The organism is Ideonella azotifigens (genome assembly GCF_021043325.1).
Classification (GTDB): Bacteria; Pseudomonadota; Gammaproteobacteria; order Burkholderiales; family Burkholderiaceae_C; genus Ideonella; species Ideonella azotifigens.
The window spans coordinates 948,771-972,611 of record NZ_JAJNKD010000001.1 but is presented as its reverse complement, the minus strand read 5'-3'; the positions used below and the strand labels follow the sequence as shown (position 1 = coordinate 972,611).

The window sequence follows — 23,841 nt, the reverse complement described above, 5'->3', positions numbered from 1 at the left end:
TCCCCGCACTGTTTCCGGCCCCGCCGGAAATTCAGAAGACACTGCGGACCATGCACAATTCCCTGGACCGGGCGCTGGTATGGTTCCGGCGCGACCTGCGGGCGGACGACCATGCTGCTCTTTACGCCGCCTTGCGTGCCGCGCGCCAGGTCTGGTGCGCCTTCGTGTTCGACGACGAGATCCTGGCGCCGCTGCCGCGCGCCGACCGCCGCGTCGAGTTCATCCGCGACAGCCTGGTCGACCTGGACGACCAGCTGCACAGCCTGGGGCTTTCGCACGGCGTCCAGCCGGTAAGGCTGATCGTGCGCCACGGCCAGGCCCGCGCGCTGCTGCCGCAGTTGGCTGCGCAACTTGGCGTGCAGGCGGTGTTCGCCAGCCATGACGACGAACCGGCCTCGCTGGCACGCGACAACCAGGTTCGCGGCGAATTGGCCGCGCAAGGCGTGTCGCTCTACACCAGCAAAGACCATGTGGTCTTCGAGCGGGCCGAGGTGATGACCGCCACCGGCACGCCTTACAGCGTGTTCACGCCCTACAAGAACGCCTGGCTCAAGAAGCTCACGCCGTTTTTCGTCAAGGCCTGGCCAGTGGCCCGCCATGCCGGGGCGCTGGCGCCATGGCCGGCCGAGCTGGGCGAGCCGGGCGTGCCGGAGTTGCACGACATCGGCTTCGAGCGCACCGACCTGCACCAGATGCGCCTGCCTTCGGGCAGCAGCGGCGCCCACGAGTTGCTGGCGGACTTCCTGGCCCGCATTGACGCCTACGACCGCGCGCGCGACTTCCCCGCCGTCAAGGGCCCGAGCTACCTGGGCCCGCATCTGCGCTTTGGCACGGTTTCGATCCGCCACCTGGCGCGCGAAGCCTGGCAGCGCATGCAGGCCGGCTCGCGCGGCGCGGAGGTGTGGCTGTCCGAGCTGATCTGGCGCGATTTCTATCACCAGATCCTGCACCACCACCCCCGCGTGGACGGCCACGCCTTCAAGCCGGAATACGACCGCATCAAATGGGCACACGGCAAGGAAGCCGACGCGCTGTTCGAAGCCTGGTGCGAGGGCCGCACCGGCTATCCGCTGGTGGACGCGGCCATGCTGCAGCTCAGCCGCACCGGCTACATGCACAACCGGCTGCGCATGGTGACGGCCAGCTTCCTGGTCAAGGACCTGGGGCTGGACTGGCGCCGGGGGGAGGCCTGGTTCGCACGCTGGCTGAACGACTTCGACCTGGCTGCCAACAACGGCGGCTGGCAGTGGGCCGCGTCGACCGGCTGCGACGCCCAGCCCTACTTCCGCATCTTCAACCCGGTCTCGCAGAGCGAGAAGTTCGACCCCGAAGGCAAGTTCATCAAGCGCTACCTGCCGCAGCTGGCCGCGCTGTCGGCCAAGGCCATTCATGCGCCGTGGCAGGCCTTGCCGCTGGAACTGGCTGCTGCTGAAGTCACGCTGGGCGAGAACTACCCGCTGCCCGTCGTCTCCCACGATGAGGCGCGCGAAGCAACGCTGGCGCGCTTTGCCGCTGCGCGTGGCGGCCCGGTCCAGGCCAGGGACAGCCCGCCGCGCAAGACCAGCAAGCGGTTGACGGCGATCCGCAACCACTGACGCGCCGCCAGCGCGTCGGTCGCAGTGGGCGCGTCAGAACAGCTCGACGTCGCTGGATTTCTCTTCGTCGGCCAGCAGGCCGTCGCGCCGCAAGGCCTCGCGGCAGCGCACCTGGTTGCGGCCGTTGTGCTTGGCGTAGTAGACCGCCTGGTCGGCGCGCTCGACGGCCGCCGTCGGCGAGTCGCCTGTGCGCACGTCGGTGAAGCCAATGCTGACGGTGATGTGCTTGACCTGCGGGAACAGGTAGGCCTCGACGCGGGTGCGGAAGCGCTCGAAAGCCAGCATCGCATCGTGCTCGGTGCCGCAGCGCAGCAGCAGCACAAACTCCTCACCGCCGAAACGGTAGAGCTGGTCGTAGAAGCGGAAGCTGCCGCGCATCACCCGCGCCACCAGCAGCAGCACCTCGTCGCCTATCAGGTGACCAAAGCCGTCGTTGACCAGCTTGAAGTGATCGATGTCCACGACGGCCAGCCAGTAGCGCAGCGGCGATTCCCGGCGGCGCGCTTCGTCGTCGGTCAACACCGCGACCGGCAGCGGCGCCGAGGCGCGGTAGAAGGATTCGTCGAAGCTCTTGCGATTGAGCAGGCTGGTCAGCGTGTCGCGCTCGCTGTAGTCCAGCATGCCAAGCTGGTTGCGCATCACCTGCAGCAGCGCCAGCGCATGCTTGCGCATGGTCGGCGTCAGCGCCTGGGCCGTCTCCAGCTCGATGATGGCCACCGGCGTTTCGTCAACCCACAGCGGAAACAGGCTGGTGGCCTCGGTCGGCCGCCAGGCGCGTGCCTGCTGCGACAACAGGCAGTCACACCAATCGGGCCGCTCGTCGAAACGCGGCTGGCCACGCAGGTCGGCCCACAGTGGCTCGATCTGCACCTCGGTGTGGCCGCCAGCTGCCGCAGCCTCGACGTGGGCCCGCATCAGCCAGCGCCGCCCCGGGTCTTCGCCCACCAGGCGGTGCAGCGCGACCCGGCGCGCACCGGAGAGCTCGGCCAGCGCGCTGAGCAAGCTGACATCGAGCGCGTCCCGGTCCCGAAGGCCGGTCAGTTCGGCGAGCCGTTCGACAATCGGTCGCATCGACAGCGCGGTTGCATGAACCCCCTGCTCCAACCGTCTATGCCTGGCGCCCCTTGCGCTCAGGCCGCAGCCGTCTCGCCAGCATAGTCGCGCACGAGCGAGAGCAGCAAGTCTTCGTCATAGGGCTTGCCCAGGTAGTGGTTCACGCCCAGCTCACGCGCATGCTCCTGGTGCTTCTCGGCAATGCGCGAGGTGATCATCACGACCGGCAGCTTGGCCAGGCGAGGATCGCTGCGCACGTTGTGCACCAGGTCGAAACCGTCCATGCGCGGCATCTCGATGTCGCACAGCATCACCGCCGGCGCTTCATCGGCCAGCTTTTCCAGTGCGTCCAGCCCGTCCTTGGCCAGCACCACGCGGTAGCCTTCGCGCTGCAGCAGGCGCTGCGTCACGCGGCGCACCGTCAGCGAATCGTCGACCACCATCACCAGCGGCGCCAGGCGCACCGGCTCGACCACTTCCGGCAGCACCGCTTGGGTCGCGGCATCCACCGGCGCAGCCAGCAGGCGCTGGCGCACTTCGGCACCGTACACCGCCGTCAGCGCCACCGGGTTGTAGATCAGCACCGTGTCACCGGTCGGGAGCAGCGACATGCCGGCGAGACCCGGCAGGCGCGAGAGCTGCGGCCCGAGGTTCTTGACCACCACTTCCTGGTTGGCCACGACCTGGCTGACGTGCACCGCAACCAGCTGGGCCGCCGAGCGCACGACCACCACCGGCAGGCTCTTGCCTTCAACCGGCCCGCGCAGCGACTGCTGCAGCAGGCTGCCCAGCCAGAAGAACGGCACGTCGACCTCGCCATGGCGCAGCAGGCCCGTCTGGTAGGCCGCCTCGACCTCGGCCGCCGGCACGCGGCGCACCATGTCGACCAGCGTCGACGGCAGCGCCACGGTCTGCGCGCCGGAATTCACCACCACCACCTGCGTCACCGCCGTGGTCAGCGGCAGCACCATCCGGAAGGCCGTGCCCTGGCCGGACGAGCTGGCGGTTTCGATCCGGCCGCCCATCGCGGTCACCTCGGAACGCACCACGTCCATGCCAATGCCACGGCCAGCCAGCTCGGTCACCTGGTCGGCAGTCGAGAAGCCTGGCGTGAAGATCAGGCCAGCCAACTCTGCTTCGGTCGGCCGGCTGTGTTCGTTGAGCAGGCCCATCGCGGTGGCGCGTTCGGCAATGCGGGCCAGGTTCAGGCCGGCACCGTCGTCACGCACCTCGATCTGCACTTCGTTGCCAGCCTGGCGCAGCGTCACGTCAATCGTGCCGCTGGCCGACTTGCCCATGGCCTCGCGCAGCGAGCCGCTTTCAATGCCGTGCACCACCGCATTGCGCAGCAGGTGCTCGAACGGCGGCGCCATGCGGTCCAGCACCGCGCGGTCCAGCTCGATGCCGCCGCCCTGCAGGTTCAGGCGCACCTGCTTGCCGGATTCCTTGGCCGCCTGGCGCACCACGCGGTAGAGCCGGTCAGACAGGGTGTCGAACTCCACCATGCGCGCGCGCAGCAGGTCGTCCTGCAGGTCGCGGTTCAGCCGTGCCTGCACGGCCAGCTGGTCTTCGGTGTCCTGCAGCGTCTGCTGCAGGCCGCGCTGCACGGTGCCCACGTCGTTGACCGACTCGGCCATCATGCGCGTCAGTTCCTGCACGCGGGTGAAACGGTCCATTTCCAGCGGATCGAAGTCCTGCTTGGAGTGGCGGGCCGCTTCCATGCGCGTGGCCATCTGGGTTTCGGCCTGCAGTTCCAGGTCGCGCAGCTGGCGGCGCAGCCGCTCCAGGTTGTCCGTCAGTTCCTTCAGGCCCAGCTGCATCTGGCCCATGTCGGATTCGATGCGGGCACGCGCAATGCCGACCTCGCCGGCATGGCTGACCATGCGGTCCAGCAGCGGCGCACGCACGCGCACCGAGCCGGCTGACGCCTGCTCGACCGGCAGGCCCGCCTGCACGCCTTCGCGCAGGCCGGTGCGGCGCGCCAGACGCTGCCAGTCCACCTGCACCACGACCGGCAGCTCGGCCGGCACGTCGGCAATAGCCTCGGCCGGCTGCAGCGGCTGTTCGGACACGAAGTGCTGTTGCGGTGCCTGGAAGGTCAGCGCATCGCCTCGCAGCGGCGCCAGTTCGTGAGGCCGGTCCGTCGTGTTGGCGAAGCCCATGGCCTGCATTTCGGTGTCGCCCATGTGGCGTGAGATGCCGTCGCCCGGCACCGCCGAGCCACCGCCCAGGCGCAGGCGCTGGAACTCCTCGTTCAGCGCGTCCACGCCCTGGTGCAACTGGGCCAGCACGGCGGCATCCGCGCCACCACGCACGGTCAAGCGCTCAATGGCGGTTTCCAGCCGGTGCGCCAGCTCGCCCAGGCGCATCGCGCCAGCCAGCCGGGCGCCGCCCTTGAAGGTGTGCAGCGCGCGCAAGGCGCCAACACCCGCGTCCAGGTCGTCCGGCAGACGTTCCCACTGGCGGATCTGTTCGGCCAGCACCGGCAGCAGCTCTTCGCCTTCTTCGACAAAGATCTCGAAAAGCTCGTCGTCGATCGCGTCGCGCGCTTCCAGGTCCTCGGCCAGAGAAGCCGTGGCGCCCAGGCGCTCGCTGTCGCCACGCGACGGCGTGGCATGGGTTTCCAGCGCAGGTTCGGCGGCCAGCGGCTCCAGCGCGCTGAAACGCACCTCGCCCAGCGGGTTCAGCGACGCCATCTGCGTGACCGAACCGCCAAAGCCGTCGTCCGGCTCGTCCTGATCCTGGTCCAGGTCCAGGTCGTGCTCAGCCTCAGACAGGCCTTCCAGTTCGGCAGCGCGGCTGTTGTGCTGCAGGGCGTCGGCTTCTTCGTGGCGGTCCAGGCGCTCGATCAGCTCGATCGGCACCGGCTTCAGGAAGCCGGCAGCGAACTGGTGCAGCAGCCGGCGAATCTCGTCGGCCACGTCCAGGTACAAGGCGGCCTCGGCCTCCTGGCCCAGGCCACGGGCGCAGGAACGCTCCAGCGCATGTTCCAGCCGGTGCGCCAGCGAAGACAGGTCCTGGTAACCCACGGTGGCCGAATTGCCGGCCAGCGAGTGGGCCAGCGCCACCGCGGTGTCGCCCACCGGCCGGTGCAGTTCGTGCTGCCACTCGGACAGCGCCACCGTCAGGCGGCGCGACTGTTCGTCGGCCTCGTTGAGGAAGATGTTGAACAGCGTGATCTGGATGCGCAGCGGGCCAACCACCTTGTAGCGCTCGGCATCGTCGACCGGTGCGTCCAGCGCGGGCGCTTGCGGCACCGGTTCAGGCTGCGTTTCCAGCGGCTGCGCCGTGACCATCGCATCTTCCAGGTCCAGCTCAAGGTCGACCTCGGGCAGGCGCAGGTCGCCGCCCGCCTGGTGCGTGGTTTCGGGCCAGTCGTTGGGTGCGTACTCGTCCTCGGCGGTCACCAATGGCTGCGTCGGCTCGATCACATCGCCTTCGAGCAGCGAGATCGCCTGCACAGCTTCGGTGTCGACCAGCGGCGCTTGTTGCGGCTCGCCGAACTCGGGCAACGGCAGGTCCAGGTGCTCGGCGTCCAGGCCGGCGTCCAGCTGCGGTGCGTCCAGTGCCTGGTCCAACACCGGCAGCTCGATCGGCTCGAAAGGCTGGGTCAGCTCGGCCGGCGTCCAGTCCGGCTGGTCTGGCAGTTCCAGGACTTCCGGCACATCGGCCGGGGCCTGCGGCTCGAAGGTCTCAGGCAGGCTGGCCAGTGGTTCGAGCGGCGCGGTTTGCTGGGCCCAGTCGGCCGGCGCGGCATCGCCTTCCAGCGCGTCCAGGTTCAGGTCCGGCAGATTGAGCTCGGTCAGGTCCGCAGGGCCACGGGCGAGCCCCTCGCCCATCGGCAGCGGCGCGTCGTCGCCGGCATCCAGTTCCGGCTCCGCCCCGGCTTCCGGCAGCCAGTCGCCGGAAGCGGCCAGCGCTCCGGACAGCGCGGGCGGCTGGGCTTCGGGCAGCACGTCGCCGTCCCACACGTGGTCAGGCACCGGCATGGCGTCGCCAGCGGGCAGCAGTTCGCCAGGCAGGCTGTCGATCGGCTCGAAGCCGGACACTTCGCCTGCTGCCAGCGGCGGCAAGGCTTCGTCGGACAGCGGTTCCGGCGGCAGCTCGGCCACCGGCATGGGCTCGGCAAACGCTTCGTCGAAAGCAGGGGCTGTCCATTCCGGTGCTGGCGGCTCGCTGGATTGCAGCGCCACTGCGGCCGGCTGGCGCAGTGCCAGTGCGGCAGCGATCAGGGCCGGGCCCACGTCGGCCGGCGCCTGGCCGGCGGCAATCGCCTCGACCCACTGGCGCAGCTCGGCCAGCGCCTGGGCGGTGAAGTTCTGCAGCGGCGGGTCGGCCTGCACGACGGCGTCGGCCAGGCGGGCATTGAACAGCTGTTCGCAGGCCCAGGCGGCATCGCCATACGCCTTCAGCCCGACCATGCGCGAGCTGCCCTTGAGGGTGTGGAAGGCGCGGCGCACGGCCGTCATCGCTTCGAGGTCCTGCGGCTCGCGCGCCAGCCGGGCCAGCGCTTCGCCGGCCTGCTCGATGACTTCCTGTGCCTCTTCGATGAAGACGGCCTGCATGTCGTCGTCATCGTCCAGCGGCATCTGCTTGGAGGCCGACGCTTCGGCCGGCGGCTGGCTGGCAGCTGCCAGGTCCGACAAGGCTTGCACCACGTCGGCCCGTGCGGCCTCTTCCTCCACCGCGTCCTGGGCCTTGGCCAAGGCCTGGCGCGCCTGCGTGGCGGCCACGGCCAGCGAAGGCTGGTCGGCAGCCACGGCCTGGTCGGCCAGGCCTTCGAGGTGGCGGCCCAGGTCCTCGTTGGACAGCTCGTCCTTGGCCGCGTCGCGGGCCAGGATCTGCAGCTGGTCGGCCAGGCGCGGCTCGACGGCCGGCTCGGCAGCGGCGCTGCGGGCCCGGCCCATCAGCGCCGAGAAGCGGCCGGTGTCGGCGTCGAAGCGGAACAGCGACTTGGCCAGCTGCGGCTGAACGCCCAGCATGTCGATCAGGAAGGACAAGGCGCCGAGGTTGTCGGCCAGTTCTTCGGTGGCCTTGGCGGCATCTGCATGCTGGTCGATGACGGCATGCACGTCGTCGCGCATGCGCTGCACCGCCTGCGCGGCCTGGTCCAGGCCCAGCACCGACAGCACGCCGCGCATCGCACCCAGCTGGCCGGGCACACCCAGCAGCACGTCGCGCTGTTCGGGCTCGCGGTTGAAGCGGTCCAGCTGCTGCTCAATCTCGGCCAGCGAGGCGCGCAGCTCCTGCACCACGCTGCCCATGGACTGGCGGTCCGACACGTCGCGGTACAGGTCTTCGACCCAGGGTTCCAGCGGCGCGGCCGGCAAGCCCTTGGACGCGGCCTCCAGCCGGTCGGCCAGGCGCTGGATGCGGTGCTGCAGCTCGGGCTGGTCGGGGTCCACTTCGTCCAGCGAAGCGTCCAGGCACAGCAGCGTGGTGGCAACTTCCATCGCCAGCTCGGGCCGCGGCGCCTCGCCACGGCGCACGGTGCTTTCGAGCGCCGATTGCAGCGCCTGCGCGAGGCGTGCGCCGTCGGGGTAGATCTGGTGGATCGAGTCGGCGACCAGCGTGGACTGCTCCGGGATGCCAGGCATCGCCGCCAGCTCGCCCGCGGCCACGGCCGACCAGGTTTCCTTCAGCGCGGCCACGCGGCGGCGCGCCACCGGCACCAGCGCCGGGTCGAAGCGGCCCAGCGGGCTCTGCTCGTAGTCCACCTCGGGCAGCGGCTGCAGTTGGTGGCCATTGACCACCGCGGCCAGGCGCGGCGCATTGACCGCCGGCTTGGCGCGGGCGCAGAAGAACAGCAGATCCTGCAGCAGGCGATCCGGCACCTCGGTCTGGCCACGCTCGGCAGCGCGCAGCTGGGCCAGCAGGCGCGAGGCCATGCGCTTGGCGTACAGGTCGGCCGGCAGCAGGCCCTGGGCCTGGGCTTCGAAGAAAGCGGCGGCCAGCGCCCACAGCTGGGCCAGCCGGCCGTGGCCAGCATCCGCCAGCTGGCCAAAGCGCTCGCCAATGCGGCGCGAGGCTGCGGCGTCGCCACGGAAATACTTCAGCAGCCTGGCCTCGATGGCCTGGCGGATCTGCGCCTCGGGCAGGGCCGAAGGCGCATTGTCCGAAGGCAGCGGCAGCGCAGGCGTGTCGCTCCACAGGTCGGCCGGGTGCACCCGCTCGGCACCGGCCAGCACCAGCACGTCACGGTACTGCGGGAACAGGCTCAGCTCGGAGGCCGGCTTGCCGGCCAGTTGGCGGCGCAGGTAGTCCAGCACCGCAAACGAGACACGCTCCAGCGTCTGCACCGCTGCTAGGTCGAAGGTCGCCTGGCCCAGGCTCAGCCGTTGCAGGGCCTGCTCGCTGCCGCGCAGCAAGCGGGCCGGTGCGGCCACGCCGATCAGTTCCAGTGCGCCCACGCCCTGGTGGATCAGGCTGCGGGCCTGCAGCAAGGCGGTCGGGGCGCCGCCGCCTTCGTCGCCCGCCGTGCTTTCAAGACTGCGCAGATGGCGGCGCAAGGCCTTGTGCGCGTTGTCCAGCGTGCGGCGGAGTTCATCCTGAACCCAGGCCAGCGCGCTCAGGTCACCCGGCAGTTCGTGGTCTTGTGCTTGGTCCATGGTGTTGCCGGAATTCCTGTCCATGAAATGAGCCCGCCGGACCCGCCGCGTGTTCGCGTCAGGCCCGGCTCGGGCTTTGAGTCACCGCGTCGGCACCGCCGACCCGCGAAAACACGACCCCCAACAGGCCGTGCAGCGCATCCATCAGGCGATCTTGAACCGGTCCACAGACTGGCGCAATTCGTCCGCCGAACGCGACAGGTCATGGACCATCTGAGCGGTCGAGCGCGTGCCCTCGCCGGTCTGCTCGGTCACCGCGAAAATGTGCTGGATATTGGCGGCCACCACGTTGGCGGACTCGGCTTCGCTGCGCGCTTCGCTGGAAATGCCTTCAATCAGCGACGACAGTTCGCGCGTCACACGGTCGATGTCGGTCAGTGCGCTACCGGCCGCGTCGGACAGCTGGGCGTTCTGCACCACACCTTGCGTGGACTGTTCCATGGCGGCCACGGCGTCCTGGGTGTCGGTCTGAATGGTCTTCACCAGTGCCGCGATCTGCCGCGTCGCATCAGCCGAGCGTTCGGCCAGCCGCTGCACTTCTTCGGCAACCACCGAGAAGCCCCGGCCCGCTTCACCGGCCGAAGCGGCCTGGATGGCGGCGTTCAGGGCCAGCACGTTGGTCTGCTCGGTAATGTCGGAAATCAGCTCGGTGATTTCGCCAATCTCCTGCGAGGACTCACCCAGCCGCTTGATGCGCTTGGAGGTCTCCTGGATCTGTTCGCGCAGCGTGTTCATGCCGCCAATCGTGTCGGCCACCGCCTTGCGGCCGGTGGTCGCCGCGTCCAGCGACTGGCGCGCCACCGCCGCGGTTTCCTGCGCCTGCGCGGACACCTGGTTAATCCGCGATGCCATCTGCAGCACCGACTCGCCGGTTTCGCGAATCTCGCGCAGCTGTTCGGTCGAAGCGGCCAGCAGCTCGGTCGAGGTCTGTTCAACCTGCTGCGTGGTGTCCGTCACCCGGGCCGCCGTGCCCTGCACCGAGGCCACCAGGCTGCGCAGTTCTTCCACCGTGTAGTTCACCGAGTCGGCGATGGCGCCGGTGATGTCTTCCGTCACCGTGGCCTGCTGCGTCAGGTCGCCTTCAGCCACCGTCTGCAGTTCGTTCATCAAACGCAAAATCGCGGCCTGGTTCGCATCGTTGACGCGCTTGGCTTCACGCTCCTGCTCCTCGGCCGCAAGACGCTGGCCTTCGGCCTGCTGGGCACGCAAGGCCTGATTGCGCACATACAAGCGCAGGAAGCCGACACCGCCGGCAATGATGGCCGCAGCCGACAGCAGCAGGGCCAGCAGGTAGCCAGCGCTCAGGCCGCCCTGGCCTTCCAGGCTGGACTGGACCTGCTCCAGGCCTTTTCGCAGCGGCTCGGAGTCGGCCACGATCACGGTCTGGGCTTCACGTGCCGAAACCAGGCCTTGCAGGTTGCCCAGAATGGCGCTGGCCTGCGCCCGCGTCTGCTCGTACTGGGCGACCAGCTGTTCCAGCCGTTCCTTGGTCTGCGGGTCCTTGGTGCCAGGCAGGCGCAGCTCGGGGTTGCCGTGCAACAGGCCGTCGGCGATTTCGCGGAACGAGTTCAAGTCCTTGCCGAGCAGGAACACGGCCTCGGGGCTCACGCCCTCCAGCGTCAGGAATTCGTTGGCGCTCTTGCCAATCCGCTGGGTCAACATCACCAACTGGCCGACGGCGGACAGCTCGGCCGCCGAAGCGTTGGTCTGCAGCTTCAGCGAGGACACCGTTTCAGCGGTTTCCAGCAGGTCGGACGACTGGCGGTTGATCAGGCGCAGCGCCTGGCCGACCTGCGTCAGCACCGTCTGCTGGGCCAGCACGATGCCGGCGTTCTTCTCGGCGCGGTCCACCAGCGGCAGCAGCGGCGAGACCACTTCCTGCGTGGCCGCGGGCGCGGCGGCCAGCGTTTCGCTGCCGGCGCTCAGGCCGCGCACGTTGCGCGCCAGCACCTCGCCGCTCTCGCGCACTTCGGGGAAGGCCGCCGGGCTGCCGATCAGCGCCTGCGAGACCGATTTCGCGAGCCGCTGCGACTGCATCAGCGCCTGGCCGGTGGCGGACAGCTGGCTGGCCTGGCGGTTCGCGGCGCCCAGCGCCAGCGCGCCGGTGATCACGAACACCGCCGCACCACCGCCGATCAAGCCCAGCAGCAGCCGCTGCTGCTCCAGCGCCGGACGCCGGCCGATCAACGGCAAGCCGGTGCTGGCCTCGCCGAAGGTTGACAGCTCGGGCGCCAGGCGCGAAGCGGCAGCCTCTTCTTCGCTCACCTCGGCAACGGGCGCAGCCGGAGCAGCGGCCGCGGCCAGTGCAACATCGGGCTCGATCGCCGCCTGGGCCTGCTGGCCCAGGCGCTGGTCGATCTGGCTCAGCAGCAGGTCGACTTCCTGGTCGGCATGGGCAGCCACGGCAGGCGTTGCGGCCGGCTGAGGCACGGACTCGGCTCGGGACGTCTCCTCCTCGGTCGGGCGGGCACCAAACTTGTCCTTGAACTGATCGAGCAGGCTCATGTCTTCCTCACAGGGGTTGCCGCAGCAAGCGGCAGCAGGGGACCGCCATCGTCAGGCGGCCACATCCAGAAACAACGGATCGTGGACCAGCGCAGACAGGTCCAGCTCATCCCACACGCGGTCTTGGGCGCCCCGCCACTGGCGCGGCGCAAAGGCCGGCCTCGGCGTGTCGCCCTCCGGCAGGCGCTGCAGCTGTTCGCTGTCACGCAAGCCCGCCAGACGGTCGATCAACAGCGCGCAGTTCACGCGCATCGACTGATTCAGCACCACCAGCTGGCCGCCGGTACGCGGCGCGACACCCGGCTGCGGCTCGCGCAGGCCCAGGAAGACGGCCAGGTCCAGCACGGCATGCAGCTGGCCGCGCACATTCGCAACGCCGGCCAGCCAGGGCACCGCGTGCGGCACCGGCGTCACGACGCTGGCAGACTGGATCTCGCCCGCCTGGCCCAGCGGCAGCAGCAGGCCAGCGGAGCCGCATTCCACCGCCAGCCACCCGGCTTCACGCGGCTGCTCACGCGCCGCCTGCAAGCGGCTGGCAAGCCGGAGTTGCAATTCCCTGAGGGCTTCCTTGTTGGACATCGTTGTCGCGAGCGGGCCGGGGGGCTCAGCCCAGGGCCTGGATCTTGGCCATCAAGTCATCGGCATTCACCGGCTTGACGACGTAATCGCGTGCGCCTTGGCGCAGGCCCCAGACCCGATCGGTCTCCTGCCCCTTGCTGGTGCACATGATCACCGGCACGTCGGAGAAGCGCGGGTCGCGGGTGATGGCCCGCGTCAGCTGAAAGCCGTTGGTGCCGGGCATCACGACGTCCATCAAGATCAGGTCCGGCTTGGCCTCGGCCAGCCGACGCATGGCCTCTTCACCACTCTCGGCAGTGCGCACCGAGAAGCCGCGCTTGGTCAAAAGCTCGGTCAGGAAGTGCAACTCGGTCTTCGAGTCGTCAACGAGGAGAATGTTCTGAATGGTCATGGGACTACCCAAAAAGCAGGCGGCCGCGGATACCCGCCAGCAAGAGGCGGGCCCGCCACGGTTTCAACGCTGCGTGGCGAGGGCGCGGAACTGCGCCACTGCCTGCAGCAGTTGATCCTTGGTGAAAGGCTTGGTGAGGTAATCGTCGGAACCCACCATCCGGCCGCGCGCCTTGTCGAACACGCCATCCTTCGAGGACAGCATGATCACCGGCACATCGGCAAAACGGGGGTTGCGCTTGATGATGGCGCAGGTCTGGTAGCCATCGAGCCGCGGCATCAGGATGTCGCAGAAGATGATGTGCGGCTCGTGGTCATTGACCTTCGCGAGCGCATCGAAGCCGTCCTCTGCCAGCAAGACTTCATAGCCGCCCTGGCGCAGGAAAATCTCCGCGCTGCGGCGAATCGTGTTGCTGTCATCGATGACCAATACCTTGGTCACTGCCGACGGCGTTTCCGTCAGACCTAATGTGGTCACCTTGCGCCCCTCAACGAATAGCGTCTTTGTGCGCCTGGCGAGCCCGCGTCGTGCCATGCAGCGTGCATGTGCGCGGTCTTCAGATCTGAACCATTTCGAAATCTTCCTTGCGTGCGCCGCACTCCGGGCAGGTCCAGTTCATGGGCACATCGGCCCATGCGGTGCCAGGGGCGAGGCCGTGCTCAGGATCCCCGGCCGCCTCGTCATAAAGCCATCCGCAGATGAGGCACATCCAGGTTCGGTTTTCGCTCACGGGTTCGATGCCAGATCACTACAATCGGCCCGGAGTATAGCGACGGCCCGAGGCGAAATCCCAAGGGTTTGTCGGCACATACACAACACAGCTCAAACAAAGCTCCAACAATCCACACATCGTGCCGGCCCGCCGGTTCGCGCCTTCCGCCGAACGCCTTGCGCCAGGCCATCACCATGACCACAGACATTCCCTCCGACGCCGGCACCGCCGACGACGCCTTGCAGGAAGCGCCGTCGCCGGCCTGCGTGATGAGCTTCAACGCCAGCGACCCCAGCGGCGCCAGCGGCCTGGGCGGCGACATCGCCACCATCGCCGCGATGGGCGCCCACGCACTGCCGGTGGTGACCACCATCATCATGCGCGACACCGCCGAGATCTTCGACCAGCACGTGATCGAGGGCGACGCCATCGTCGAGCAGGCCCGCAGCATCCTGGAAGACGTGACCGTCACCGGCTTCAAGGTCGGCTTCCTCGGCTCGGCCGAAAACGTCAGCGCCGTGGCCGAGATCCTGTCCGACTATGCCGAGGTGCCGCTGGTTTCCTACCTGCCCAACCTGTCCTGGGTCGACGAGGACGAGCAGCAGAGCTACCTGGACGCCTTCCGCGAGCTGATCCTGCCGGCCACCGAGGTGCTGGTGGGCAACCACAAGACGCTGACCGACTTCCTGCTGCCCGAATGGGACAACGAGCGGCCGGCCTCGCCGCGCGAGCTGGCCGTGGCCGCGGCCGAACACGGCACGCGCTTCGTGCTGGTGACCGGCGTGATGCTGCCGGCCAAGGCAGGTCAGTTCATCGACAACGTTCTGGCTTCGGCCCAGGGCGCCCTGACCGGCGAGAAGTTCGAGCTGTTCGAAGTCTCGTTTGTCGGTGCTGGCGACACCTTGTCCGCCGCGCTGGCCTCGCTGCTGGCGGTCAACAGCGAACTGCAGGCCGCCGTCGGCGAAGCACTGCAGTTCCTGGACCAGAGCCTGGACGCGGGTTTCCGCCCCGGCATGGGCCATGTGGTGCCGGACCGCTTTTTCTGGGCCTTGCCGCCCGACGAGGAAGAGCCGCCCGTCCTGCCAGGCGAGCCTGGCGCGGTGACGCCGGACGATGCCACACTGCCGCCGGGAGGCTCGCGCCGTGTCCACTGAGAATCCCAGCCAAAACCGCCGCAACGCCGGCCTGTTCGAGCGCGCCCAGCAATCCATTCCCGGCGGCGTCAATTCGCCGGTGCGCGCCTTCCGCGCCGTCGGCGGCACGCCGCGCTTCATCGCCCGAGCCGAAGGCGCCTACATGTGGGACGCCGAGGGCACGCGCTACATCGACTACATCGGCTCCTGGGGCCCGATGATCCTGGGTCATGGCCACCCGGCCGTGCTGGACGCCGTGCTGAAGGCCGCGCATGACGGCTTCAGCTTCGGCGCGCCGACCGAGCGCGAAGTCGAACTGGCCGAGGAAATCATCCGCCACGTGCCCAGCATCGAGCAGGTGCGCCTGGTCAGCTCCGGCACCGAAGCCGGCATGAGCGCGATCCGCCTGGCGCGCGGCGCCACCGGCCGCAGCAAGATCGTCAAGTTCGAAGGCTGCTACCACGGCCATGCCGATGCGCTGCTGGTCAAGGCCGGCTCGGGCCTGGCCACCTTCGGCCACCCGACCTCCGCCGGCGTGCCGCAGGAAGTGGTGCAGCACACCCTCGTGCTGGCCTACAACGACGTCGCGCAGATCGAGGAAGCCTTCCGCACGCAGGGCAACGAGATCGCCTGCGTGATGATCGAGCCGATTGCCGGCAACATGAACTTCGTGCGCGCCAGCGTGCCGTTTGTGAAGCGCATCCGCGAACTGTGCGACCAGTACGGCGCGCTGTTCGTGTTCGACGAGGTGATGACCGGCTTCCGCGTGGCCCTCGGCTCGGCGCAAAGCCTGTACGCCAAGGCCATCCCCGGCTTCCGGCCGGACATCTCGGTGTTTGGCAAGGTCATTGGCGGAGGCATGCCGCTGGCCGCGTTTGGCGCCGGCCGCAAGGTGATGCAGCAGCTCGCGCCACTGGGCCCGGTCTACCAGGCCGGCACCTTGAGCGGCAACCCGGTGGCCACTGCCTGCGGCCTGGCCACGCTGAAGGAAATTGCCAAGCCCGGCTTCTACGAAGCCTTGGCCGACAAGACCCAGCGCCTGGTACGAGGCCTGGCCGGCGCGGCCGAAGCGGCCGGCGTGCCGTTTGCGGTGGACAGCGAAGGTGGCATGTTCGGCTTCTTCTTCGGCAGCCAGCTGCCGCAGAACTATCCCGAAGTGCTGGCCACCGACCAGCCCCGCTTCAACCGCTTCTTCCACCAGATGCTGGACCGCGGCGTGTACTTCGCGCCCGCGCTGTACGAAGCCGGCTTTGTCAGCGCCGCCCACAGCGAGGCCGACCTGGCCGACACCGTGGCCGCGGCCCGCAGCGCGTTTGCCCCAGCATGAGTGAAGACCTGAATCCTGCGGTCGTGCTCGGCAGCTTCCTCGGCCAGCCCGCGCTGCGTTTGCGTGCGCCGGACGGCGCCAGCGCCACGGTGCTGCTGCACGGCGGCCACGTGGTTTCGTGGATCCCGGCCGGCGGCGAGGAGCAGCTCTACCTGTCGCCCAGCGCCAACTACGGCGCCGGGGCCGCGATCCGCGGTGGCGTGCCGGTCATCTTCCCGCAATTCAACGAACGCGGCCCGCTGCCGCGCCACGGCCTGGTGCGCACACGCTCCTGGCAGGCCACGGAATCGGTGCTGCGCGCGGGCCACGCCATCGGCGTGCTGCGCTTCACTGACGACATCGCAACCCGCGTGCACTGGCCGTACCGCTTCGAGCTGGAACTCACGGTGAGCCTGGCCGGCAAGGAGCTGGACCTGGAGCTGGCGGTGACCAACACCGGCGACAAGCCCTTCTCCTTCCAGGCCGCGCTGCACACCTACCTGCGCTGCATCGACCCCACCAAGCTGCAGGTCGAAGGCCTGCAAGGCTGCGACTTCGAGGACAACGCCCCTGACGCGACGCACAAGACCGGCCAGCAATGGGGCGACGTGCTGACGCTCGCCGGCCCCATCGACCGCGTCTACCGCCAGGTGAACCGGGCGCTGACGCTGCGCGAGATCGGCCGCAAGGCTTCGATTGCGATGCAGGGTTTCGACGACGTGGTCATCTGGAACCCCGGCGAGAGCGGTGCTGCGAAGATCGCGGACCTGCCCGACGACGACTGGCAGCATTTCCTCTGCATCGAGGCCGCCCGCATTGCCGAGCCGGTGCAACTGGCGCCCGGTGAAGAATGGGCCGGCATGCAGCATTTGCGCGCCTAAGATTTCCGCCTGGCCGAGGCGATGACGCCTCGGCCCTGCCCCTCTCCAACATGCACCTTCACATCCTCGGCATCTGCGGCACCTTCATGGGCGGCCTGGCGGCACTGGCGCGCGAGGCCGGCCACCGCGTGACTGGCTGCGACGCCAATGTCTACCCGCCAATGAGCGACCAGCTGCGCGCGCTGGGCATCGAGCTGATCGAAGGCTATGGCGCCGAGCAGCTGGCACTCAAGCCGGACATGTTTGTCATCGGCAACGTCGTGACCCGTGGCAACCCGCTGATGGAAGCCATCCTCGACGCCGGTGCGCCCTACACCAGCGGCCCGCAATGGCTGGCGGAAAACGTGCTGCAGGGCCGGCATGTGCTGGCCGTGGCCGGCACGCACGGCAAGACCACCACGACCTCCATGCTGGCCTGGGTGCTGGATCAGGCCGGGCTGCAGCCGGGCTTCCTGGTCGGCGGCGTGCCGCAGAACTTCGGCCTCTCGGCGCGGCTGGGCAGCACCGCGCCCGGCGCACCATTTGTCATCGAGGCGGACGAATACGACACCGCTTTTTTCGACAAGCGCAGCAAGTTCGTGCACTACCGGCCGCGCACCGCGATCCTGAACAACCTCGAGTTCGACCACGCCGACATCTTTGCCGACCTGGCCGCCATCGAAACCCAGTTCCACCACTTGGTGCGCACCGTGCCGGCCCAGGGTCGGCTGGTGGTCAACGCCCGCGAAGACGCGCTGCAGCGTGTGCTGGAGCGCGGCTGCTGGAGCGCGGTGCAGCGCTTTGGCGCGCGCAAGGAAGAGCCCGGCACGCTGCGCGCGCGCGGCGAGCCGCAGAGCTTCGACGTGTTGCGCGGCTCGATGAAGATCGCCCACGTCGAATGGCCGCTGCTGGGCGAGCACAACCAGCTCAACGCGCTGGCGACGATTGCCGCGGCCGAGCATGTGGGCGTGGCGCCCGAAGCCGCCGCGTCAGCCCTGGGCAGCTTCCAGAACGTGCGCCGCCGGCTGGAACTGCGCGGCGAGGCCGGCGGCGTGCAGGTCTACGACGACTTCGCGCACCACCCCACCGCCATCCGCACCACCATCAACGGCCTGCGCCGCAAGGTCGGCCTGGACCGCATCCTGGCCGTCTTCGAGCCGCGCTCGAACACCATGAAGCTCGGTTCGATGAAGGCCCAGCTGCCCTGGGCACTGGAAGAAGCCGACCTGGCCTTCTGCCACAGCGGCGGCCTGGGCTGGGACGCCGCCGAGGCGCTGGCGCCAATGGGCGAGCAGGCCGTCGTCTGCCCGACCATCGAAGCCACCGTCAAGGCCGTGGTGGCCGCGGTCAAACCGGGCGACCATGTGCTGTGCATGAGCAACGGCGGCTTTGGCGGCGTGCACGAGAAGCTGCTCGCCGCGCTGGCCGTCAGGGCCTGAAAGACCCAGGACTGCGGCTCAGCTTCGGTTCATCGTGGCCTTCAGCGCCTCGTTCAGGCTGGACAGGCTTTCGGCCAGGTGGGCGCGGCTGTCGACCGACAGCGTCGGCTTGTTGGCCGCCGTGCGCAGCTCGGTCTGCAGCTTGACGGCCTGCCAGCGCACCAGGCTGACCGCATCCGCCGGCAAGCCGGCGCCGCCGCGCGTCAGCACGGTGACCACCCGCTTCAGGTGCTCGCGCTGCAGGTTGCGGCGCATGCTGTCGATCTCCTTGCCGCTCTTGAGCTCGCTCCACACGGCAGACTGCAGCGTGCCGTAGACCTCGTCCAGCGTCAGCGTGCCCTTGCGTTCTGCCGGGCTCAGGTAGGCCGGCAGGTCCAGCACACGCTGCGCGGTGCTGGCAGCCATCAGCCGGTCCAGTGCCTGGCTTTGCAGCGCCAGCACGATGGCCGGGATGGGCACCGGCTTGTCGCGCTCCCACTCGGTGTAGTCCGGGCTCAGCGAGGCCAGGAACTCGGGGCGGAACTGGAAGCTGTCGACGCTGAACACACCGTCGGCCAGAAACTTCAGCGCCTCGCGCTGGCGCGCCGGGGCCACCGGCTTGTAGGCCGGCCGGCCGGTGGTGCCGGGCAGGTCGCGCACGGTTTCCATGCCGCCCACGTACTTGGCCGTCATCTCCGGCAGGTTGCGCAGCTGGCGGAAACCGCTGGCCAGCGAACGGCGCGCGCGCAACGGGTCGTCGCCCGCATGCGGCGTGCGGGCCTGCACGCGTTCCCACAGCTCCCTGGACAGCGTCAAGCGCTTCTTGTAATACGCCAACGGATCGTCGCCAAGGTCAAAACGGTTGGCCAACGGGTCCAGCCCGCCGATCGGGCCGCCTTCGGCATCGGCGTCGTCAGCATAGGCCAGCGCCGGCTCGGTGCTGCGGCCGGCAATGCGGCCCAGCTCGGCGGCCTCCTGCTCGGCCGGGATGGTCTTGTAGGCGTATTCGATCGCCCAGTAGTCGTACGGGCCCAGCGTGCTGTTGTTGGGCGCGGCGGCGGTCTCGCCGCGCAGCGGCAGGTTGTAGGCGTTGTAGTCCATCACCGAGCCGGAGACCCCGTGCGCCTCGGTCCAGGCCTTGTCCTTCAGCTGCGCCTGGCTGATGGTGGTGGAGGCCTTGAAGTTGTGCTTCAGGCCCAGCGTGTGACCCACCTCGTGCATGATGGTGTCCTTGATCACGGCCTGCACGAAGGCATCGGCCTCGGGGCTGTCGGGCGCGATGTCGCCACGCGATTCCAGCAGGTCCATCGCGAAGCTCATTTCGGCGGCAGACTCGTGTTCGTAGTCGCAACGCTCGGCGGCTTCACGGGCTGACAGCACGGAAGCGCGCGCGGCACTGTTCGCGCTGCTGCCACCCAGGTCTTCGACGATCAGGCGGCGCGCACCGCGGCCGAACACATCGCTCATGCCAATGTCGGCGTCCAGGATCTCGCCACTGCGCGGGTCGTGCTTGCTCGGGCCAATGGCAAAGCCCACGTCGGAGCCGACAAACCAGCGGATGGACGCATGCTCGGCATCCATCGTGTCGAAGTCGGCATCGTCCGGCTGCTGCTTGACAACCACCGCGTCCTTGTAGCCAATCTTCTCGAAGGCCTTGTTCCACTCCAGGATGCCAGCCGTGACCGCGCCGCGGTAGCGCTCGGGAATGTTGCGGTCCAGCCAGTAGGTGATGGGCTTGACCGGCTCGGACAGCGCCGCGTTCGGATCCTTCTTCTCCAGCCGCCAGCGGGTGATGTAGTGCACCCGCTGGTTGGGCTTGAAGTCGCCGCTGAAGTCGGTGAAGTCTTCGGTGAAGTGACCCAGCCGCGGATCGGCCAGGCGCGCGGCCATCGGCTGCTCGGGCAGCTTGGCCATGCTGTAGACCACCGTGACGAACAGGCTGCGCGGGTCCGGCGTGGTGGTCGGCGGCGGCGGCATCGGTACCGGCGGCGGCGTCATCGGCGGGGCCGGCAGGCGCGGGGTACTGAAGTGCAGCTTGGCGCTCAGCGAGGTCAGGCTGGCATCGGCGCGCAACTGGTCGAACGAGGAATTGCCACGGTCCAGGCCATAAGGCAGGCGGAAGGCGGCTTCCAGCCGGGTGGAGTAGCCCACCAGGTCGGCCAGCAGGAAGCTGGCGTCGATCAGGAAGCTCTTGCGCTCGGGGTGCGGCGCGCTGGCCACCGCCGCCGAGCCGATCAGGCTTTCGGAGAAGGCCTGGCGCACGCTTTCGCGCGATGCCGTGTCGGCGCCCGGGCGGAATTCATTGTTCAGCGCGACCAGCTGCACCAGGTTGCCGATGCGCCGCCACTCGACCATCCAGTCCGGCCCCATCTGGCTGGCATACAGGCCACGCTCGCCAACCGACTGGGCGATGTTGGCCGTCAGCAGGAAGGGCTTGTTCAGCTGCTCGGGCGAGATTTCCAGCCAGACCTTCTCTTCCTTGCGCCAGAACGGCAGGAAACCGTCGGTGCGGGTGGCGTCACGGCTGACGTCGGCAAAGGGCTTGGGCGCCGCCGGGTCCACAGGCTTGGCGCCGGCTGGCGCGCTGGCAGCTGCAGCGGGCGGTGCGGCTGCGGCGCCGGAGGCCGCCTGGGCCACGGCTTGTGGCGGCACCATGGCCAGCGCGGCACCGTTCAGCGCCAACAGCGCGGCCACGGTCAGAACAGAACGCGCCGGGCGCAGCCGGCGGGACAAGGCAAGGTGTTGGATGGGCATGAAGGCGATGAACGAAGCCAGCCGGGTTCTGGCTGGCAGGAAGAAAGCGGAACAACCGCCAAAAGGAGGCCGCGATCTTGTGGACCGTTGGCCTGAAGTCAAGTTCCGGCAAGTCGGCAGCCTGCTGGCCCGCCCGGTTGCAAAACCGCGCACTTTGTAGGGGCCGGCCAACGCCGTCAATGCCCAGTTTCCTCAGCAAGGCCCATGCCCAGGGCTGCAACCTACACTGGCGTGATGCCCGCCCCGCCCAGCCATTTGCTCTACCTGCACGGTTTCCGCTCTTCCCCGCAGTCGATGAAGGCCCAGGTGGTGGGCCGCTGGCTGGCCGAGCACCGGCCCGAGCTGCAGTTCTGGTGCCCGCAGCTGCCGCCCTCGCCGGCCGAGGCCATCGCGCTGGCGCTGCAGGGCGTGGCCGACTGGCCGAAGGCGCGCATGGCCATCATCGGCAGCTCACTGGGCGGCTTCTACGCCAGCGTGCTGGCCGAGCGACTGGGCTGCCCGGCGGTGCTGCTGAACCCTGCGGTCAACCCGGCGCGCGACCTGGCCAAGCACATCGGCGAACAAAGCACCTGGCAGACGCCGGAGCAACGCTTTTATTTCCGCGCCGAGTTCATCCCGGAGCTGGAGGCGATGAAGCCAGTCTCACTGACCCGGCCCGAGCGCTACGCGGCGGTGATCGCCAAAGGCGACGAGGTGCTGGACTGGCAGGAGATGAGCGCCCGCCACACAGGTGCCAGCACCCTGCTGCTGGAAGGCAGTGACCATGCACTGAGCGAATTCGCCGGCCCGCTGGCCTTTGTGCTGGACTTTCTGGGCTTGTCGGACGCGCCAGCGGCGCGTCCCATGCCTTCAGCGACAATCCGCCGGTGACTTACGCCCTGTTTGATGATGCTGGCAAATTCCTCGCCGGCCGTGTGATGTCCGAGGCCGACAGTTCGATGCAGATCGAGCTGGAATCGGGCAAGCGCGTCAAAGTGAAAACCGCCAATGTGCTGCTGCGCTTCGAGAAGCCGCAGCCGGCAGAACTGATTGCGTCCGCGCAGGCCAAGGCCGCCGAGATCGACCTGGACCTGGCCTGGGAATTTGCGCCCGAAGGCGAGTTCGGCTTTGCCGAGTTCGCGAAGGACTACTTCTCGGCCCAGGCCGGCCTCGAACTGCAGGCCGCCGCGCTGTTCCGCCTGTTCGAGGCGCCGCACTACTTCCGCCGCGCCGGGAAGGGCCAGTTCAAGAAGGCGCCGGAGGAGATCGTCAAGGCCGCGCTGCTGGCCATCGAGCGCAAGGCGCAGCAGGCCGCGCAGATCGACACCTGGGCGGCCGAACTGGCGGCAGGCAGCACGCCCGCGCCGATCCGCGATCAGCTCTACAAGATCCTTTTCAAGCCGGACAAGAATGCGCCCGAGTACAAGGCCGTGGTCGAGGCCGCCAAGCGCAGCCAGCGGGCGCCGCTGGACCTGCTGAAGGAGGCGGGCGCGATCAACAGCCCCTACCAGTTCCACTGGCAGCGCTTCCTGTTCGAGCAGTTTCCCAAGGGCACCGGCTTTCCCGCGCTGCAGGCGCCGCAGATTGCCGACGAACTGCCGCTGGCCGCCGTGCAGGCCTTCTCCATCGACGATTCGCAGACCACCGAGATCGACGACGCGCTGTCCGTCACCGGCCTGGGCTCGGGCGAGATCACCTTCGGCGTGCACATCGCCGCACCCGGCCTGGCCATTCAACCCGATTCGCCGGTCGACAAAGTGGCCCGCGAGCGCCTGTCCACGGTCTACATGCCGGGCTGGAAGCTGACCATGCTGCCCGACGAGGTGGTGCAGGCCTACACGCTGATCGAAGGCCGCGACTGCCCGGCGGTGAGCCTGTACGTGCGCTTCGACGAAGCCACGCTGGAAGTGAAAAGCACCGAGACCAGGCTGGAGCGCGTGCCGATTGCGGCCAACCTGCGCCATGACCAGCTGGACGCGGTGATCACCGAAGCCTCGCTGACCGGCGAGGCGCCGGCCGACTATGCGTTTGCGCCCGAGCTGGCCTTCTGCTTCCGCCTGGCGCGGCACCTGAAGGCGGCGCGCGAAGTGGTGCGCGGCAAGCCGGAGAACTTCAACCGCCCCGACTACAACTTCAAGCTCGACGGCAGCGGCAGCGAGCCCGCCGGCAGCGAGAAGGTCATCATCACCGAGCGCAAGCGCGGTGCGCCGCTGGACCTGATCGTCTCCGAGGCGATGATCCTGGCCAACAGCACCTGGGGCGGGCTGATGGGCGATGTGGGCGTGCCCGGCATCTACCGCAGCCAGGCCAGCATGGCGCCGGGCGTGAAAGTGCGCATGGGCGTGCGCCCCGCCCCGCATGCCGGCATGGGCGTGGCGCAGTACAGCTGGGCCACCTCGCCGCTGCGCCGCTACGTGGACCTGGTGAACCAGTGGCAGATCATTGCCTGCGCGCGCCATGGCCGCACCGCCGCACTGGTCGCGCCGTTCAAGCCCAAGGACGCCACGCTGTTCTCGGTCATCTCGGCCTTCGACGGCGCCTACAGCGCGTACAACGGTTTCCAGCAGGCCATCGAGCGCTTCTGGACGCTGCGCTGGCTGGAGCAGAACGAGGTGACCGAGCTGGATGCCAGCGTGATGAAGGACGGCCTGGTACGGGCCGAGACGCTGCCGCTGGTCTTCCGCGCGCTGGGCACCGAGGCCATGCCGCGCAATGCCCGCGTGCGCGTGCGCATCACCGGCCTGGACCTGCTGACGCTGGACCTGCACGCCAACCTGCTGGTGCGCCTGGACGACCCAGGTGCAGCACCGACCGAAGGCGCCGACGAGCCCATGGACGACCAGGACGAGGCGCCGGCCACTGGTGGTCTGACGCTGGCCATCGACCTCAGCGATGGCGATGCTGCGCCACCGGCGCCGGCTGCCGACGCCGGCTGAGCCCGACCTTCG

General features: G+C 68.8%; 16 protein-coding genes. 8 read left to right on the top strand and 8 right to left on the bottom strand.

The features are described from left to right. The first annotated feature begins 50 nt into the window (after nucleotides 1–50). Nucleotides 51–1,595 carry a cryptochrome/photolyase family protein gene (locus tag LRH25_RS04425; protein WP_141289476.1) on the top strand — a complete coding sequence of 515 codons (1,545 nt, stop codon included), beginning with the start codon at nucleotides 51–53 and terminating at the stop codon, nucleotides 1,593–1,595. A gap of 33 nt (nucleotides 1,596–1,628) precedes the next feature. Here the strand turns inward: LRH25_RS04425 and LRH25_RS04420 are convergent, their stop codons facing one another. The 7 genes from LRH25_RS04420 to LRH25_RS04390 form a co-directional block, all read right to left on the bottom strand. Next, nucleotides 1,629–2,666, bottom strand: a complete 1,038-nt coding sequence (locus tag LRH25_RS04420; RefSeq protein WP_141289477.1) for a GGDEF domain-containing protein — start codon at nucleotides 2,664–2,666, stop codon at nucleotides 1,629–1,631. A gap of 59 nt (nucleotides 2,667–2,725) precedes the next feature. Beyond that, the gene (locus LRH25_RS04415; protein WP_310742406.1) at nucleotides 2,726–9,256 is read right to left on the bottom strand and encodes an Hpt domain-containing protein; all 6,531 of its coding nucleotides are present in this window, start codon (nucleotides 9,254–9,256) and stop codon (nucleotides 2,726–2,728) included. Nucleotides 9,257–9,400: 144 nt separating this feature from the next. Then, nucleotides 9,401–11,761 carry a methyl-accepting chemotaxis protein gene (locus LRH25_RS04410; protein WP_231010231.1) on the bottom strand — a complete coding sequence of 787 codons (2,361 nt, stop codon included), beginning with the start codon at nucleotides 11,759–11,761 and terminating at the stop codon, nucleotides 9,401–9,403. Between the two features lie 51 nt (nucleotides 11,762–11,812). Next, a complete protein-coding gene (locus LRH25_RS04405) occupies nucleotides 11,813–12,340 on the bottom strand; it encodes a chemotaxis protein CheW (protein WP_141287807.1) in 528 nt (175 codons plus the stop codon). A 25-nt stretch (nucleotides 12,341–12,365) separates the two neighbouring features. Continuing rightward, the gene (locus LRH25_RS04400) at nucleotides 12,366–12,731 is read right to left on the bottom strand and encodes a response regulator transcription factor (RefSeq protein WP_141287808.1); all 366 of its coding nucleotides are present in this window, start codon (nucleotides 12,729–12,731) and stop codon (nucleotides 12,366–12,368) included. Nucleotides 12,732–12,794: 63 nt separating this feature from the next. After that, a complete protein-coding gene (locus tag LRH25_RS04395; RefSeq protein WP_310733327.1) occupies nucleotides 12,795–13,265 on the bottom strand; it encodes a response regulator in 471 nt (156 codons plus the stop codon). Between the two features lie 22 nt (nucleotides 13,266–13,287). Continuing rightward, nucleotides 13,288–13,440, bottom strand: a complete 153-nt coding sequence (locus LRH25_RS04390; protein ID WP_141287815.1) for a rubredoxin — start codon at nucleotides 13,438–13,440, stop codon at nucleotides 13,288–13,290. A 197-nt stretch (nucleotides 13,441–13,637) separates the two neighbouring features. On the opposite strand from LRH25_RS04390, the gene thiD reads away from it, so the two are divergent. The 4 genes from thiD to mpl are packed head-to-tail and all read left to right on the top strand — an operon-like array spanning nucleotide 13,638 to nucleotide 18,181. Then, nucleotides 13,638–14,597, top strand: a complete 960-nt coding sequence (gene thiD, locus LRH25_RS04385; protein WP_141287809.1) for a bifunctional hydroxymethylpyrimidine kinase/phosphomethylpyrimidine kinase — start codon at nucleotides 13,638–13,640, stop codon at nucleotides 14,595–14,597. Beyond that, the gene (gene hemL / locus LRH25_RS04380) at nucleotides 14,587–15,903 is read left to right on the top strand and encodes a glutamate-1-semialdehyde 2,1-aminomutase (protein WP_231010230.1); all 1,317 of its coding nucleotides are present in this window, start codon (nucleotides 14,587–14,589) and stop codon (nucleotides 15,901–15,903) included. Before thiD ends, hemL begins: the two co-directional genes overlap by 11 nt. Then, the gene (locus LRH25_RS04375) at nucleotides 15,900–16,763 is read left to right on the top strand and encodes a D-hexose-6-phosphate mutarotase (protein ID WP_141287811.1); all 864 of its coding nucleotides are present in this window, start codon (nucleotides 15,900–15,902) and stop codon (nucleotides 16,761–16,763) included. The genes hemL and LRH25_RS04375 overlap by 4 nt, the downstream gene beginning before the upstream one ends. Nucleotides 16,764–16,813: 50 nt before the next feature. Then, nucleotides 16,814–18,181, top strand: a complete 1,368-nt coding sequence (gene mpl, locus LRH25_RS04370; RefSeq protein WP_141287812.1) for a UDP-N-acetylmuramate:L-alanyl-gamma-D-glutamyl-meso-diaminopimelate ligase — start codon at nucleotides 16,814–16,816, stop codon at nucleotides 18,179–18,181. Nucleotides 18,182–18,199: 18 nt separating this feature from the next. Here the strand turns inward: mpl and LRH25_RS04365 are convergent, their stop codons facing one another. Continuing rightward, the gene (locus LRH25_RS04365) at nucleotides 18,200–20,914 is read right to left on the bottom strand and encodes a zinc-dependent metalloprotease (protein WP_231010229.1); all 2,715 of its coding nucleotides are present in this window, start codon (nucleotides 20,912–20,914) and stop codon (nucleotides 18,200–18,202) included. Between LRH25_RS04365 and LRH25_RS04360 the strand changes: the two genes are divergently transcribed. From LRH25_RS04360 to LRH25_RS04350, 3 genes are all read left to right on the top strand, one after another. Then, nucleotides 20,913–21,074, top strand: coding sequence for a hypothetical protein (locus LRH25_RS04360; protein WP_170201015.1), 162 nt, complete (start codon nucleotides 20,913–20,915; stop codon nucleotides 21,072–21,074). The two genes, LRH25_RS04365 and LRH25_RS04360, sit on opposite strands and share 2 nt — an antisense overlap. A gap of 74 nt (nucleotides 21,075–21,148) precedes the next feature. Beyond that, complete coding sequence (locus LRH25_RS04355; RefSeq protein WP_141289918.1) at nucleotides 21,149–21,784, top strand: YqiA/YcfP family alpha/beta fold hydrolase; 636 nt, start codon at nucleotides 21,149–21,151, stop codon at nucleotides 21,782–21,784. Further along, entirely contained in the window at nucleotides 21,781–23,829 is a 2,049-nt protein-coding gene (locus LRH25_RS04350; protein WP_141289917.1) for a ribonuclease catalytic domain-containing protein, read from the top strand. Before LRH25_RS04355 ends, LRH25_RS04350 begins: the two co-directional genes overlap by 4 nt. The last annotated feature ends 12 nt before the right edge of the window (nucleotides 23,830–23,841 follow it).

Coding starts and splice junctions, on each gene's coding strand:
- LRH25_RS04420 (WP_141289477.1), bottom strand. CDS start 2,666: ATGCGACCGATTGTCGAACGGCTCGCCGAACTGACCGGCCTTCGGGAC.
- LRH25_RS04395 (WP_310733327.1), bottom strand. CDS start 13,265: ATGGCACGACGCGGGCTCGCCAGGCGCACAAAGACGCTATTCGTTGAG.
- LRH25_RS04425 (WP_141289476.1), top strand. CDS start 51: ATGCACAATTCCCTGGACCGGGCGCTGGTATGGTTCCGGCGCGACCTG.
- LRH25_RS04410 (WP_231010231.1), bottom strand. CDS start 11,761: ATGAGCCTGCTCGATCAGTTCAAGGACAAGTTTGGTGCCCGCCCGACC.
- mpl (WP_141287812.1), top strand. CDS start 16,814: ATGCACCTTCACATCCTCGGCATCTGCGGCACCTTCATGGGCGGCCTG.
- thiD (WP_141287809.1), top strand. CDS start 13,638: ATGACCACAGACATTCCCTCCGACGCCGGCACCGCCGACGACGCCTTG.
- LRH25_RS04355 (WP_141289918.1), top strand. CDS start 21,149: ATGCCCGCCCCGCCCAGCCATTTGCTCTACCTGCACGGTTTCCGCTCT.
- LRH25_RS04415 (WP_310742406.1), bottom strand. CDS start 9,256: ATGGACCAAGCACAAGACCACGAACTGCCGGGTGACCTGAGCGCGCTG.
- LRH25_RS04400 (WP_141287808.1), bottom strand. CDS start 12,731: ATGACCATTCAGAACATTCTCCTCGTTGACGACTCGAAGACCGAGTTG.
- LRH25_RS04365 (WP_231010229.1), bottom strand. CDS start 20,914: ATGCCCATCCAACACCTTGCCTTGTCCCGCCGGCTGCGCCCGGCGCGT.
- LRH25_RS04375 (WP_141287811.1), top strand. CDS start 15,900: ATGAGTGAAGACCTGAATCCTGCGGTCGTGCTCGGCAGCTTCCTCGGC.
- LRH25_RS04405 (WP_141287807.1), bottom strand. CDS start 12,340: ATGTCCAACAAGGAAGCCCTCAGGGAATTGCAACTCCGGCTTGCCAGC.
- LRH25_RS04360 (WP_170201015.1), top strand. CDS start 20,913: ATGAAGGCGATGAACGAAGCCAGCCGGGTTCTGGCTGGCAGGAAGAAA.
- LRH25_RS04390 (WP_141287815.1), bottom strand. CDS start 13,440: ATGTGCCTCATCTGCGGATGGCTTTATGACGAGGCGGCCGGGGATCCT.